A 15,153-nucleotide genomic window follows, 5' to 3' on the forward strand; every position below is an offset into this window, starting at 1 on the left:
TATAGAAAGTTACCAGATATTGATCTCAGGTAAGAGATTGATCCCATATTTATCGAGTATGTCCTTTTGCACCAATTTTGAAAATTGTAAGATTTCATGGCCCGTAGCTCCCCCTCTATTCACTATGACCAGGGCTTGCTTTTCATAGCAGCCAACCTGACCAATCGCCTTACCCTTCCAGCCTGCACGATCTATCAGCCATCCGGCCGGGACTTTAATCTCTTCACCAGATGGATACCCTGGCATGTCCGGATGATTGGCTAAAAGTTCTTCATAATGAGCTTTTCGGATGATTGGATTTTTAAAAAACGAGCCTGCATTGCCTATTTTTTTAGGGTCCGGCAGCTTTTGTTCTCTGACTTCCATGACGATTTGATGGATATCTTGTATGGTAGCACGCTTCAGATTTTTTTCCAATATTTTTTTCTCAATATCTGCATACTTTGTATTTGGCTGTGACCTGGGATTGAGTTTGAGCACTATATGGGTGATGAAGTAATGACCTTTGTACGGAGGATGTTTAAATATACTGTCACGATATCCAAACCCACATTCTCCTGCACCGAATATTTCGATCTTTCCAGTAGAAAGATTCATGGCTTCGACCTCGATCAAAGTATCCTTAATTTCAGTGCCATAGGCTCCAATATTTTGGACCGGAGCAGCGCCAACGGTGCCCGGGATCAAAGATAGATTTTCTAATCCTCCCCACCCTTGACCCACTGTCCATTTTACTATTGAGTGCCAGTTTTCCCCTGAACCGATTTTTATGACCACTTCATGATTAGAATCGGATAGTACGGCTTTGCCCATTAGTTCATTTTTAATCACCAACCTGTCAATATCTTTGGTTAATAAGATATTACTACCTCCCCCTAAAATATATGGATCTGCCTCGAGATCAGCGACTTTTTTTAGGTCTTCAATAGACAGGATTTGGGCAAACAACAATGCCTTTTGATCTACTCCAAAAGTATTGAATGGCGCTAAAGAGACTTTTTTCCTTACTATCATCAAGAAGTCGACAAAGATAGTGCATCGCGGCTAGAGCCTAGTTCTTTATTAGACTCAAACTGAAGTCTGGCAAGACTGCTATAAGCTCCATCAACCATTGCTGCCAGTTGATCATGAGTGCCTTGCTCGACGATCATACCATCATCCAATACGTAGATGCAGTCGACATCCCTGATCGTGGATAGTCTATGGGCGATAATAATTGATGTTCGCCCTTCCATTAAGGTTTTGAGTGCATCCTGAACTACTTTTTCTGATTCGGCATCGAGGGCAGAAGTAGCTTCGTCCAATATCAGGATAGACGGGTCCCTCAAAATAGCCCGGGCTATAGCTATGCGCTGTTTCTGTCCACCGCTTAGCTTGATACCCCGCTCTCCGACTATGGTTTCAAAACCTTCCGGAAAACTATTGATAAATTCAAGACTATTGGATTTCCTGGCTGCAGCCACTACTTCCATTTGGGTTGCATCAGGCTTGCCATATAAAATGTTTTCGCGAATAGTACCTCCAAATAATAAGACTTCCTGTGGCACTATGCCAAAGTATCTGCGATAATCTGTGATTTCATAATCCAAAATGTTTTTGCCGCCAACAAGAATCGAGCCTCCTTGAATATCATAGAACCTGAGAAGCAATTGGGCTATAGTGGACTTACCTACTCCGCTGGAGCCTACAAATGCGATTTTTTGTCCTGCACCAATACTAAAAGAAACTTTTTTCAAAACTTTCATGTCCGGCCGGCTTGGGTAACTGAATTCTACCTTGTCAAAAAGTATGTCTGCCTGTATCGGCGGCAAAGGTCCTCTGTCTGATTCAATATTGACTTCAGCCTCTTTATGAAGAATTTCTTTAAGTCTCTCAGTGCCTCCAATCACCGAAACCAGTTGGGTATAAAAATTGCCCAGGCTCGCAATGGCTACTCCGATAATAGCGGTAAAGGAAAACACATTAAGTAAATCTCCAGGGCTCATCGTACCATTTTGTACATACTTAGCTCCCAACCAAATAATAAAAAACAAGGCTCCAAATAAGGCTACAATAATATATGTGCCAAACAAAGCCCTAAACTTGGACAACTTCAGAGAAATCGTGACTAAACCGGTTACCTTGTCAGCGTATCGTTTGTATTCGAAAGGCTCGTTGGTAAATGACTTCACCGTATAAATCGATTGAAGGGTCTCATCCAGTATCACATTGGTACTGGCCAGTTCCTCCTGTCTTTGTTTAGACCCCCGGCGGATATATCTTCCAAAAAACATTGCACCGACGACAATCAGCGGAAATACTGCCAGCATGATAAATGAAAGCTTAGGATTGGAGATCAATAGGTACAAAATACCCCCAATGAGTATCATGAGTTGCCTGACAAACTCCGCCAGGGTGATTGAAAATGCAGAATATAACTGATCTACATCACTGGTCAATCGGCTACTGATCTCCCCAACTCTCGATTTTTCGTAAAATGGGAACGGTAGGGAAATCAGGTTGTGATACAAGTCCTTGCGCAAATCAGCGGTACCTTTTTCACTCACTACAGCAAATAACATGACCCTGAAATAGGAAATCACTCCTTGAATAACCAGGATAGCCAGCAAGATCAATCCAGCTTCGGATAAGGATATATTCCACTCAGACTTACCCAAAGCTATGTCCAGCATTTTACCGCTCAAGGGTACCAATTCGAGAAATAAAAGGCTGCTCAATGCCAATAATACCAACCCACCAAAGAATTGCCACCGGTAAGGCCTGATGTATTTGAATACATAAAGGGATGACTTGAGGCGGGCCCAATTCATCTTGGGTTTTGCTGTGGGGTCAATGGAAGTGCTGTTAATGTTAGATTCTTGAGCCATGATTTGGTGTGCAAATTTAGTGGTTTTAACTATTCAGCTTTGAAATGAATAAAAGTGGGTGTGGTGATTCCAATTTTCTTGAAGTAAGCCTCCCTCTGACATTATAATACAGCCATTAAGTGCGAAAAGACATTTTTTTCAATTTTAACAACCAATAATTATTCTTAACATCCCGTTTGGTATACTATGAAACTCCTGCTAAACCTCTTAATTTTAGTGATATTAGGCCCTCATTTACTCTTAGCTACCACATATTATGTTGGGCCCGGGGGTAGTGACGGCTTTAATGGGTTGAGTCTTGCGACCTCCTTCCGCACCTTGCAAAAAGCGGCTAATACGGTGAGCGCAGGGGATCTGGTGCTAGTCAGTGACAGCACCTATGCCGGGTTTCACCATACTACTTCAGGTACTGCTGCCAATCCGATCATTTTCAAAGCAAATGGAACTCAAGTCATTATAAATCGTCGCAATGCCACTACCCCTGATGGCATCAATATAGAAGGAGCTGATTGGATAGTGATCGATGGATTTACTGTCATCAAGCAGCCCAGGGCCGGTATCAGGGCGGCCCTATCCAATCATGTGACGGTGAAAAACAATCGTTGCCTCAATAATCAACGCTGGGGGATTTTCACAGGGTTTACAGATGATTTTATTGCAGAGTATAATGAATGTGCTTTTTCAGCATTAGAGCATGGCATTTATGTCTCCAACAGCAGCGACCGGGCTATCATCCGATACAATACCTCTCATGACAACCGTGCGGCCGGACTGCACTTTAATGGGGATATCAGCCAGGGAGGAGACGGCATCAACCATGATCCTCAGGTGTATAATAATATCATTTACCAAAACGGATTAGGAGGTGGGTCAGCCATCAATATGGATGGTAATCAAAATGCGCTCATATATAACAATCTGCTTTACGAAAATCACTCTACAGGTATAGCACTCTATCAAATAGATGGTGGTGGTGCATCCACCGGCGCCAGGATATACCACAATACCATCATCCAGGCTACGAATAGCAGATGGGGTATCCTCCTGGTGGATGGAGCCAGCAATGCTATAATTAAAAATAATATCATCCTCAACCAGCATCCTACGCGGGGTGCTATCAATGTGGACCCTGCTTCCAGAACCGGCCTGGTAAGCGACTATAATATCCTTACCAATCGATTTACCTTTGATGACGCCAATACGGTCATCGATTCTACAGGATGGAGAGGGCAAGGGTATGATCTACATTCGTATTTTTCTCCCAATGTCAACAATTTATTTACAAATTTTAGTGGTTCAGATTATAGTTTAGCTTCTGGTTCGGTAGCGATTAATTTTGGAACCACTGACATAACCCCATCCATCTTTTTAGATCTGCTCAATCAGACCAGGCCTATTGGTTCACGACCGGATGCAGGGGCCTATGAGTCAACATTTGCTCCTCTTCCTATACATTGGATCAGCGCAGCTGCCCGGGTCAATGTTGAGGAAATAACGATCACAGGAAAGATAGAGGATATTGAAAACGCATGTACTATAAGTCTATACAAATGGGACGATGCTGGTGAAGTATATAGAAAAATAGATCAGCAAAAATTCAATTTTTCCTCCAGCGCTATCTCTGTTATATTCAAACAATATCCTGGATCGGGCAGACATCGGTATAAAATGGCCGCTATGGCTTTTGAAAGTGAGGAAATTCAATCAAAGGAACTAGCTGTAAACATTGCGTCAAATGCACCGCAATTATCACCTAACCCAACCAACGGCATTGTCAAAGTCGCGGGGTTGAAAGACAATGCCTCGTGGAGGATCTTTGACGCTGCGGGGAGGTTATTACAACAAGGTTTTAATAACGTACACCAAATCGATCTTAGCAATTTTACCCCCGGCGCTTACCTGGTATCAATAATATCTGGCGGATTTAACAGCTTTCAATGGGTGCAAAAGTTCTAGACTATCCGGGTATCGTGGCAAAAGCTCACATATCCATTCTATTGCTTCTATTTTGCTTTTTTACTCCCTGAAGTCTTTTACCTGCCAGACGGGCCTCTATGCTGGCTTTGGACCGTTTGGTTTTATGTCTTTTTTTAGGCGGAATGAGCGCGGTATCTATTAGATTTTGGAACTTTAAAATAGCTGCTTCCTTATTGGCAGCCTGAGATCGGCTGGCGTATGACTGCAGATAGAGTTCGCCGGCAATATTAATCCTGGTAGGATATTTTTGATGAATGATGGCTCTGTGTTCAGGCGTAAGGGCAGAGGCTTCGATATCAAAATACATGGATACTTTGCTTTCTGTTTTATTGACATGTTGTCCTCCGGGGCCACTACTTCTGCTCGTTTCAAACCGACAGACTTTTAAAAGGTCTGTAATATCAATCATGAGACAAAGATACAAGCGTCCGGCTCACGCCAGCGATGTGACTACACGCTCCCCTAAATTGACATCAATAAATTCAGGAGTCAATCCAAACTTTTTTTCATAAGCTGGCACCAAAACTTCTTTAAAGGCAGCTTCGACGGAGTAGTCCATCAGACAAAGCACACAACCACCAAAACCGCCTCCCATGATGCGGGCTCCGGCTACGCCGGATTTAACTGCTTCTTCAACGATAAAATCAGCTTCTTCGCATGACACTGCATAGTCGTGCTTCAAGCTTTCATGGGTTGCATACATCAACTCGCCCGCAAATAAAAAATCGCCCTGGGCGACAGCCTCCGCAAACTGAATGACTCTTTGATGTTCTGAGATCGCATGTCGCGCCCGTTTAAATTCAGTCTGATCAAAAGGTGGCATAGCATTTAATTCATCGATACTAAACTCCCTGTAAGATCCGGACTTTGAGTAAAATGATTTTAATGATTCCAGGGCTGACTCACCTTCTCTACGGCGACGGGCATATCCACCATCAGTCAACTCATGATGCACCTTGGTATTGATCAATCTCAGCACGTATTCTTTGAGGTCCACTTTAATTTCTTTAATCTTAAGACCATCGAAATCGATCAATAAAAAACTATCCTTTTTACCCATCAGGCTGGCATACTGATCCATGAGGCCGCAGGGTGTACCCAGTCTATGCTCCGTGGTTTGGGCTATCAAGGCAATTTTCTCGAGGCTGATCAGCCAGCCATTGTACTCTGCCAACGCACTGACAAAACCACATAATAATGCTGCTGAAGAGGAGAGGCCGGCTCCTACAGGAATGGTACTGGTCAGCGCCACATTAAATGGACGACTTTTATAACCACTTTCAAGCAGGATCTCCAATACTTTGATAATATATTTTTTCCAATGATGATTACCGGGATCGATAGTGCCATTAGCAGGGATGATGATTTGTTCATCAAAAGTGCCGCTGTATACTTTGCTGTCTGACTGGTCAGCAGGACCCAGGCAAATCACGATGTACCGATCTATGGCAGCGGGCATCACATATCCCCCGTAATAATCGATATGTTCACCTATAAGGTTAATTCTACCTGGTGATTGTACTTTGATCGTCGGAGCTACATGATAAATCTCGCTGAAAAGAATTTCACAATCTATGTGAACAGATTCTTCTATGAGGGTGGATGAATTAGACATAATTTATCGGCCTACAATGATTTGTGAGTAAAAAGAGGATTCCAGACCTTTGGGAAAAGCAAGTCAAAGCAGTAGGTATCATTTTTATATAACAGAAATATGGTACTTCTATTTTCAAATGAAAGGTAGCTAAATAATTGAATTCTGTAAAATCAAGGTTAGAATATTTTATGAAGCATCAAATTTTATTCAAAAAACCCAAGGCTTCCATCCAATCGTTGAAGCGATACTGCCAGGTTTTGACAGACCCTGAGGTAGAAGATTTGACTCCAAAAGCATGATTTCCTGAGCATAAAGCAAAATTGGTAAGGAGACTGCGCTCGTCACTAAGGTTAGGTGTGTTGCTATTTTTTTCATCATCCTGGGCTTAAGCATACTATTGAGAGGACTTATTTTTTTTTAATATCTGGCATTAAACTCATCGTACAAGTTGATCAGGTCATTGGATTTGCCTTGTCTATCAAAGTTCATCTCCCAGGTGGATAGTGGTTCCCAAATACAGGTGCCTTTGCCTTTGCCATCGGGCAGCTCAAAGACCATTTTGTGTATTTCTTCTTTTTTGGCGGAGTATTCGACTACATAGTCATCTTTATGAAATCGATGTATGAGTTCATCCATATTCGCTTACAGATCTTCCATCTGAAAATATTTTAGTCATTCTACTATATACAAATTGTGATGAAATAAATTCTATTTTATTAAGCCAGTTTCCTGTTGGAAGAATCACGAAATACAGGTATGGGTTCGAGTTTGATATTTCGCACTTCCAGAATATGCGGGCTTTTAATGTTTTTGATATGTTCCAGAATTAGATTACAGACTTCTTTGCCCATGTTGACTGTTTGCTGATCGATTGATGATAGGCTTGGGGTGATGTGCTCACCAAATAACTCATTCGCAAAGCCCATGACACCAAATTCTGTTGGGATAATGACACCTTGATGCTTCAACTCTTTGATAGCCCCTAAAGCGGTAAAATCTTCAACTGCGAATACTGCATCTGGCTTTTGAGCCCCTTTGAGCAACTGTTTTATCCCGTTACGACCAGCCTCTATACTCACGTTACCATCGACGATCCAATCATATATAATGGGTCGGTGATGATCTTTGAGTGCCTGCATATAACCCATTTTTCGATCATGAAAAATTTGTACGTGATCCGGCCCGGCGACATGGGCTACATGCCTATATCCCTGATCGATCAAATGGGAAGTGGCTAAATAAGCTCCTTTGAAATCATCTACTACGACAGAAGGAATCCCCAGCTGATCATTGTGTCTATCAAAAAATGCAATTGGAATGCCTTTGCTTTTTACTTCCAAAAAATGAGTAAAGTCTTCGGTTTGTTTAGAAATCGAAACGACAATTCCATCTACCCTAGCCGATAAAAAAGTTGCTATGCCCTGGATCTCATGGTCTTTCATTTCATTGGTTTGATAGATCAAAACATTATAACCCTCATTGTTGGCTATACTTTCTATACCGTGCACTACCGAACCAAAAAAATTTATCTCTGCACTGGGTATCATGACGCCGATTAAATGAGACTTACCTGACCTCAGCGAGGAGGCTATCTTGTTAATTTTAAAGTTTAGTTTTTCTGCACAATTCTGTACTCTGACTTTCATTTCATAGCTGATCCTCGGATGATCATTTAACGCCCTGGAGACGGTAGCAGCCGTTGTGTTTAATTCTTTAGCAATATCTAAAATGGTCACCCGACGACTCATAATTCTCAACTAACTTAAAAGGTTTAATAAAAAACAAACAATGTTATTTTGTGCAATCGTTTACGCAAATTTCAACGAATTTAAACAAAATATTGATTAATTAAAATTGAAAATGACTCAATCTTTGTCGCCTTCCGCGAGTGGAATGATAAATCCCGCCCTCCGTGGTCCGGGAAAAGGTGTATCTCCCTTAAGTCCATGCCAAAGCACCCTGCTAAACTCCAGGTCATTATTAGTATCCTCTTTGACAAAATCAAATCCTTCTGAGCGCCGTTGCCATTCATTGAGGACGACATTTTTTTCATTCAAGTCTATTTCTGGCAGAATAGCTTTAAAATTGCTCGGCTTTGGCAGGCTGTCAAAACATCGCCAAAACGGCAGGGCTGCAGCATCGTATTGAGTCATTGGCTCCATACCGAGGATCAGTTCCATCGTGCGCAGTACGGAGGCGGTAGAGTAAGGCGTATGATCGATATATCCTCTTTTGACAAAACCGCCCGCGATATAGACTGGACTGCGGTGCGCATCGACATGATCTGCACCATTTTGAGCGTCGTCTTCCAGAATAAAGACGACAGATTCATTCCATATAGGACTATTGGCGAGGGCTTCCACAAATAATCCTACAGCCAGGTCATTATCTGCTACGTGAGCATACGGCGTTGGCTTTCCTTTTCTCAGGCCTTCTGTGTGATCGTTGCCAAACCGTAAAGTATTAAACTGAGGCACCTGATGTTTTTCTACCAATGAATCAAACTCTTTTTTCCAAACCCTAAACCTGGTCGTGTCTTTGATGCTGAGGTTGTATCCCGGATATTCGGTACAAAAATGATTTTCCAGAATAGGGATGTTAGCCTTTTTACTATCTGCAAACTCTCCATACGTTCGATAGGTCACCCCATAGCGATGACAATTGTTCCATATGAAACCATTTTTATTGTTTGCGATTTCTCTTTCACCTTCACCCCCGTAAGTTCCTCCTCTGCTGCCATAGCTAGAAGGCCAGGTCTTTTCAAGGTAATCATTGGCATAGGCCCCCATACTCCAGTTGTGCCCGTCAGCACTCACCTCAGCATTGACATAAAAATTGTCACACAAGACAAATTGGGAGACCAGGGCATGTTGATTTGGCGTGATATTTTTACCAAATAATAATAAGGTGGTATCCCCGTTGCCACCGGGAGCATCTGCCAGGACCTGATCATAGGTTCGATTTTCTTTGATGATGTAAAACACATATTTTATAGGAGATGTCTGCCCTTTGTGCATAGGGATCGGATATCCCGGGGCTTGCCGATCAGCACTGGTTAATTTGTCAAGGGTATACGGAGTATTTCTATAAACAGCCTGGGTGTACTTTGCCAACTGATCGGCACCGGGCACAGATATTATACTCATAGTCCCTTGAAACAAGCCACCGATATACTCTACATCACTACCTGCTTTCATGATGCCTCCATGATGGATGACCTCTTCACTGGGTCGTAAAGGAGATGGTCCGAAAGGGTTGGCTTTGGAGGTAAATCCTTTGCCATTGGATACCCATATATTCTGACCCACTGTTTTGACATTAGTGGGATACCAGCCTACAGGAATAAAACCTTTTGCTTTACTATTTCCTTTTTTGGACACATCAAATAGGGCGAGGCAATTATTGTCAGCATTGGCGATACAGAGGGTTTTATTTTTTTGATCCAATGACAACCCATTGGGCGTCGTTCCGCTGGGAGAATTTGGAAATAGGGCGGCGTCCATTGTTTCTATCACTCGTTTCGTCTGAAGATCTATCACCGAGACACTATTGTCATTTGCATTACATATATATAATACATTTTGCTTCGGATTGATCAGCATCTCATTAGGATTGTCTCCGACCGGTATAGGCGTTTTCCAACTATTCGTTTTCAGATCAAACAACAATACCTGATCACACCCCCAGCAAGATATATACAGCTCGTTTCCATCAGGGCTTAGTATGCAGGTATAACCTTCACCTTCAAGCCCATAGGCACCCAGGGTCTTATGTGTCTTAAGATCAATCAGGTAAAGCTGCTTGTCTTCACGAGTGACTACGTACATTCGATTGCGGGATTCATCAATGGCCAGGCCTGCAGGACCTATCCTGTTAGGCCAGGGTCGGCCCAGAATAAAACTATCTGCTAATGAAAGATGGGTATCATCGATACTATAATATAAAATCTTGTTGTCATGACCACCCGACGCGTAAAGTCCTCGGCCATCTTTGGAAAACTGTAATCCGTACCAGGATTTTGCAATCTGGACTGAATCAATGACTTTTTCTTTTTTGATATCGATAAGCTGGATGCTTTGAGTGCTCTGACCATTGTTGGTGACCGCGAGGTATTTTTTAGATTGGCTGATGGCCATATTCAAAGGCAAATCTCCAAGGGGAAACGACCTGCCAGCCGGGCTAAGGGACCAGCCATTTGGAAGGGTGATCGGGGATGGTAAAACTTGAGCAAAACCAGGGTGCAGTAAGGCACAAATGGTCAAAACGAGAAAAGTAAGTCTAAACATAGATCGATGTTGATAGGATGATGAAAGGTAATATACTTGCTTTAATCACTATCAAAGCAGTATACTAACTCTATATTAAGTTTTAAAAATAATAAGAACCTCAACTAATTCTGCTTCAATCTTCTAAAATCAGAACTTTTTTCGTTTCCAATATTTCTTTATCTTTGCGCTTCCTTATTAAAAGGTCGGGTGGCCGAGCGGTCAGGCAGAGGTCTGCAAAACCTTCCACAGCGGTTCGAATCCGCTTCCGACCTCAAGCGAGTTTAAGCCTTTATTCTGGATGAATAAAGGCTTTTTTTATTTAACACCCTGTTTACATCATGTTTTAACCTAAATGTGGTAATAAAGTGCCTCTTTATTACATTGATTAATATTAATAACCCTGTAAAAACAAAGATCATGGCCACAAAAAAATTAATAGCTAAAGCAATTATTGTAGCTCCTGCGACACCAAAATTCCAGTATGCTGCAAAATTTATCTGCAAGTCCAGTGTGCCTGGTACCAGCCTGGAGGACCGGGCATTTCTGCCTGGCAATTATCAAACTTTAATCAATATCCACAATCCGTGGACCAAACCTGTCAAATTTAGGGTCAAAATAGCCTGGCCGATAGAAATATCAAAATATCTGCCCTTCGAGCTCAAGCCCGATGGGGTCCTGACATTAAGTTGTCAACAAATAGATCAATTTGGAGTCCACCTCATACACGGCTTTGAAGGGTTTATGGTCATAGAAAGTGCGGCCAGCCTGGATGTCACTGCAGTCTATATGGCAGGTGAAAAAGCTGTATCCAGTATCGATGTCGAAGATATCAGGGAGCGGAAGTTAAGGTAATGCTAACCAATACTCGCCCATAGCCTGGACATTCGTCTACCTGTGCGATGGTGTTTCTACTTTTTTAGTGCGGTGATTTAATTGTGTATACATTTCAATGTTAGATGGCACCATAGAGATTGATTTTGGTGCAATATATTGCATTATAACAATAATCAAAAATATTATATCATTATTACAATTTAATTGATTTTATAGCCTGTAAAAATATTGATATCAATATTTAAAATTGAAACAATATTTGCATTGTTTTAAAAAATAAAAAATGAATAGTTAAAAAACTAATTGCTTTCATTTCATAATTTCGTTTCAGATAAATAAACCTTATTGTTAATTTAACTTAAAAACGAAGTTATGAAAAATGAAACCAGACGCTTGTACAAACTAACATCGTGGGCCAGAGGGTGCTTACAGCATGCATTTCTTGCCGGAATGATATTACTATTGTTCAGTTTGACCTCAATGGCAGGTTACTCCGAAAACGCTACTACTGGGTTGAATTTTGTGAACATCACCGGGAAAATCACCGATGAAGAAACCGGCGAAGGCCTTATAGGTGCCAGTGTTTTGATCAAGGGAACCGCCATAGGCACGGTCACTGACATAGATGGGAGCTTTTCCCTTGATGTCCCCGATCCAAATGCTATTTTGGTCATCTCCTACCTCGGGTATCAGGTAATAGAAGTGCCGTTGGCTGGTCAAACCTCACTGAACGTAAGTCTTAAAGTAAACACTAATACTTTGGATGAAATCGTAGTCACCGGCTACGGGACTCAGAAAAAAAGTGACCTGACTGGCGCTGTAGCTCAAATCAAAACCACTCAACTGGAGAATGAGAATCCTCGGACAGTGCAAGACTTGTTGAGAGGGAATGCCACTGGGCTAGATGTCAGTTTCAACGGAAGCACCAAAGGTGGAGGAAACTTCCTGGTAAGGGGAAAAGGATCTTTGACCGCACAATCTGCACCTTTACTCGTAGTCGATGGAGTGATCTATCAGGGTGAACTCAGTGATATCAATCCCAATGATATTGCAACCGTAGACATACTTAAAGATGCAAGCTCAGCAGCAGTATTTGGTTCGAGGTCAGCCAACGGAGTAATCCTGATCACTACCAAACGCGGAAAATCCAGCAAACCAATCATCACTTTTAATTCAAATATATCGACCAATGTGATAGCAGGTGCTCCACGATTATTAACTCCGGAAGAATTCATCAATTGGCGGTCAGATGTATTGTGGAGTATGAGTGGTCATGATTCCACCTCCATGCCAGGGATCAAGTACAGGTTTAGCGATCCTCGCACCTTACCTTCTAACGTGTCTTTGGCTCAGTGGATGGCCTTTTCTTCTGCTAGTGGTGATCCTGTAGATGTATGGCTCAACCGATTAAGACTATTCCCAGTCGAAATAGCTAATTATAAAGCGGGCACACCTATCGATTGGGAAAAAGAATTATACAACAACAATTCTTTACAGCATGATCATACCGTTAGTGTCGCAGGCAGCACTGACCGCATCAATTATTATATGTCCTTTGGTTATTTAAAAAATGACGGTCTCACGGTGGGTGATTTTTTTAAAACTTTCAGAACCAGGCTCAATATCGATGGCAAAATTGCGAGTTACCTTACAGTAGGTTTGAATGCACAATTCTCTGATCGCGACGAAAGCAGTGTTCCTGTCACTTTGAATAATATGATCCAAACGACACCATACGGGCAATTGTATAATGAAGATGGTGTAACCCTCCGACGAAGTACCAACGATGATCCAGGTAATAATACAAATCCTTATCTCGATCAATTTTACACAGACCGGTTAAGAAAATTCAACAACCTATTTGGTTCTATTTTTGCCAAAGGAGATCTTCCACTCGGGTTTTCCTATCAAGTCAATTTTACCCCCAGGTTTGAATTTTCTAAAAACTACGAGCATATCTCAGCCAATAAGCCGGATGTAGCGACCCGTAAAGGAATTTCATTTAGAGAAGACCGCAATACCTATCAATGGCAAATCGATAATATTTTAAAATGGAACAAATCAATAGGCCTTCATAATTTTGATGTGACCCTGCTGGCAAATGCTGAAAAATACCAAACCTACTTTAGCCGTATCGATGCCGAAAATTATTCGCCCAATGACAATCTATCTTATAATGCCGTCAATGCTGCTGCACTTGTAAAAGTATCTTCAACGGATGAATATGAGACAGGTGATGCCTTGATGGGAAGATTAAACTATTCTTACAATTCGAGATATCTTTTGACTGTCACAGGACGACGAGATGGATTCTCTGCTTTTGGCCAGGAAAACCCCCGAGCGTTTTTCCCTTCAGCAGCTCTTGGCTGGGTTTTTTCTGAAGAAAAATTTATGAAAAAATATTCTTCGTTCTTAGATTTTGGCAAGTTGAGACTGTCATATGGAGAGAATGGAAATCGATCCATCGGTCGTTATGCTGCCCTTTCTAACCTCGCCTCAGGCAGTTATACGTATATCACCCCATCCGGGCAGACAGTCAGTGTGGGTCGGGTGACCACCAATAATATCAGTAATCCAAACCTCAAATGGGAAAGAAACAGTTCTATCAATGTGGGACTAGACTATGGTATCCTAAATAGCAGGATCACCGGATCTATAGACTATTATGACAGAAGCACCAAAGACTTATTAGTCCTTAGGGCATTACCCAATGTCACCGGATTTGCCAATGTCATCACCAATCTTGGTCAGGTAGACAATAAAGGTTTTGAGTTTAGCATCAACTCTGTCAATACGGTATCTAAAAAGTTTGAATGGCGTACCAACCTGGGATTTTGGACGAATCAAAATAAAATCGTCAAACTGTACGGTCCTGTACCAGTAAAAGGTCCCGATGGATCTATCACCGATTATGTAGAGCAGGATGATATAGCCAACAATTGGTTTATTGGCAAGGAGATCGGTGTGGTCTATGATTATAAAGTCACAGGAGTTTGGCAACAGGCAGATGCTGCTGAGGCAAAATCTTATGGATTTACGCCAGGTGATTTTAGATTGGAAGACCTGAACGGCGATGGTAAATACACCATAGCAGATCGCCAATTTATAGGCAGTAGAAATCCTGACTTTTCTTTCAACTTAAGGAATGAATTTAAACTATACAAAAACTTTGATTTCTCATTTTCATTATATGGACGCCTGGGCCAATTATCACAATTTAACGAAGCAAAAAATGTTGATCGTTTTTACGACCGATCTCAGTTTTATAAGCGCCCCTATTGGACCCCGGACAATCCAATTAATGACTATGCCAAGATGATGTCTGCTGCAGGTTCTGGAGTAGCATTTAATGTTTGGAGAAAATCTTCATTTGTTCGGTTAAATAATATCAGTCTGGCCTATTCAGTGCCTAAGAATTTGATAAAAAGATTAAACATTGATGATCTCAGAGCCTACTTTAATATTCAGAATGCCGCCGTATTTTCTTCATGGGACTTTTTTGATCCGGAGAATGTCAACCCAAACGACAATGGCGATAACTCAAAGAGCATCTCACCCCGCACCTATTCATTTGGTATAAACCTAGTTTTATAAGAATTTAAAAATTCCA

General features: G+C 41.7%; 10 protein-coding genes and 1 tRNA gene. 4 read left to right on the plus strand and 7 right to left on the minus strand.

The window, feature by feature from the left end; all coding sequences use genetic code 11:
* Window positions 1-9: 9 nt before the first annotated feature.
* Window positions 10-1,014 (minus strand): UDP-N-acetylmuramate dehydrogenase, encoded by a 1,005-nt coding sequence (gene murB, locus IPJ09_06995; protein ID MBK7371176.1) that lies wholly within the window; start codon window positions 1,012-1,014, stop codon window positions 10-12.
* Entirely contained in the window at window positions 1,014-2,867 is a 1,854-nt protein-coding gene (locus IPJ09_07000) for an ATP-binding cassette domain-containing protein (protein ID MBK7371177.1), read from the minus strand. The genes murB and IPJ09_07000 overlap by 1 nt, the downstream gene beginning before the upstream one ends.
* 186 nt (window positions 2,868-3,053) lie before the next feature.
* On the opposite strand from IPJ09_07000, the gene IPJ09_07005 reads away from it, so the two are divergent.
* Window positions 3,054-4,823: a right-handed parallel beta-helix repeat-containing protein gene (locus IPJ09_07005; protein MBK7371178.1), complete on the plus strand. Its 1,770-nt coding sequence runs from the start codon at window positions 3,054-3,056 to the stop codon at window positions 4,821-4,823.
* Window positions 4,824-4,848: 25 nt separating this feature from the next.
* Here the strand turns inward: IPJ09_07005 and arfB are convergent, their stop codons facing one another.
* The 5 genes from arfB to IPJ09_07030 form a co-directional block, all read right to left on the minus strand.
* On the minus strand, window positions 4,849-5,253 hold the full coding sequence (arfB, locus tag IPJ09_07010; protein MBK7371179.1) for an aminoacyl-tRNA hydrolase: 405 nt from the start codon (window positions 5,251-5,253) through the stop codon (window positions 4,849-4,851).
* Window positions 5,254-5,277: 24 nt separating this feature from the next.
* The gene (gene galK, locus IPJ09_07015; protein MBK7371180.1) at window positions 5,278-6,459 is read right to left on the minus strand and encodes a galactokinase; all 1,182 of its coding nucleotides are present in this window, start codon (window positions 6,457-6,459) and stop codon (window positions 5,278-5,280) included.
* Window positions 6,460-6,858: 399 nt separating this feature from the next.
* Window positions 6,859-7,077 (minus strand): hypothetical protein, encoded by a 219-nt coding sequence (locus tag IPJ09_07020; protein MBK7371181.1) that lies wholly within the window; start codon window positions 7,075-7,077, stop codon window positions 6,859-6,861.
* 80 nt (window positions 7,078-7,157) lie between these two features.
* Entirely contained in the window at window positions 7,158-8,189 is a 1,032-nt protein-coding gene (locus IPJ09_07025) for a LacI family DNA-binding transcriptional regulator (protein ID MBK7371182.1), read from the minus strand.
* Window positions 8,190-8,306: 117 nt separating this feature from the next.
* Window positions 8,307-10,727: a bifunctional YncE family protein/alkaline phosphatase family protein gene (locus tag IPJ09_07030; GenBank protein ID MBK7371183.1), complete on the minus strand. Its 2,421-nt coding sequence runs from the start codon at window positions 10,725-10,727 to the stop codon at window positions 8,307-8,309.
* Between the two features lie 183 nt (window positions 10,728-10,910).
* Here IPJ09_07030 and IPJ09_07035 point away from each other — a divergent pair.
* From IPJ09_07035 to IPJ09_07045, 3 genes are all read left to right on the plus strand, one after another.
* Window positions 10,911-10,981: transfer RNA gene (locus IPJ09_07035), tRNA-Cys, on the plus strand.
* A 145-nt stretch (window positions 10,982-11,126) separates the two neighbouring features.
* Entirely contained in the window at window positions 11,127-11,561 is a 435-nt protein-coding gene (locus tag IPJ09_07040; GenBank protein ID MBK7371184.1) for a hypothetical protein, read from the plus strand.
* Between the two features lie 354 nt (window positions 11,562-11,915).
* Window positions 11,916-15,137, plus strand: a complete 3,222-nt coding sequence (locus IPJ09_07045) for a TonB-dependent receptor (protein MBK7371185.1) — start codon at window positions 11,916-11,918, stop codon at window positions 15,135-15,137.
* Window positions 15,138-15,153 lie beyond the last annotated feature (16 nt).

The organism is Saprospiraceae bacterium, assembly GCA_016709995.1.
Classification (GTDB): domain Bacteria; phylum Bacteroidota; class Bacteroidia; order Chitinophagales; family Saprospiraceae; genus JADJLQ01.

Excerpts from the sequence above, each read along its gene's own strand:
- IPJ09_07000 (MBK7371177.1), bottom strand. The coding sequence starts at position 2,867 with ATGGCTCAAGAATCTAACATTAACAGCACTTCCATTGACCCCACAGCA.
- IPJ09_07040 (MBK7371184.1), top strand. The coding sequence starts at position 11,127 with ATGGCCACAAAAAAATTAATAGCTAAAGCAATTATTGTAGCTCCTGCG.
- IPJ09_07005 (MBK7371178.1), top strand. The coding sequence starts at position 3,054 with ATGAAACTCCTGCTAAACCTCTTAATTTTAGTGATATTAGGCCCTCAT.
- murB (MBK7371176.1), bottom strand. The coding sequence starts at position 1,014 with ATGATAGTAAGGAAAAAAGTCTCTTTAGCGCCATTCAATACTTTTGGA.
- IPJ09_07030 (MBK7371183.1), bottom strand. The coding sequence starts at position 10,727 with ATGTTTAGACTTACTTTTCTCGTTTTGACCATTTGTGCCTTACTGCAC.
- IPJ09_07045 (MBK7371185.1), top strand. The coding sequence starts at position 11,916 with ATGAAAAATGAAACCAGACGCTTGTACAAACTAACATCGTGGGCCAGA.
- arfB (MBK7371179.1), bottom strand. The coding sequence starts at position 5,253 with ATGATTGATATTACAGACCTTTTAAAAGTCTGTCGGTTTGAAACGAGC.
- galK (MBK7371180.1), bottom strand. The coding sequence starts at position 6,459 with ATGTCTAATTCATCCACCCTCATAGAAGAATCTGTTCACATAGATTGT.
- IPJ09_07025 (MBK7371182.1), bottom strand. The coding sequence starts at position 8,189 with ATGAGTCGTCGGGTGACCATTTTAGATATTGCTAAAGAATTAAACACA.
- IPJ09_07020 (MBK7371181.1), bottom strand. The coding sequence starts at position 7,077 with ATGGATGAACTCATACATCGATTTCATAAAGATGACTATGTAGTCGAA.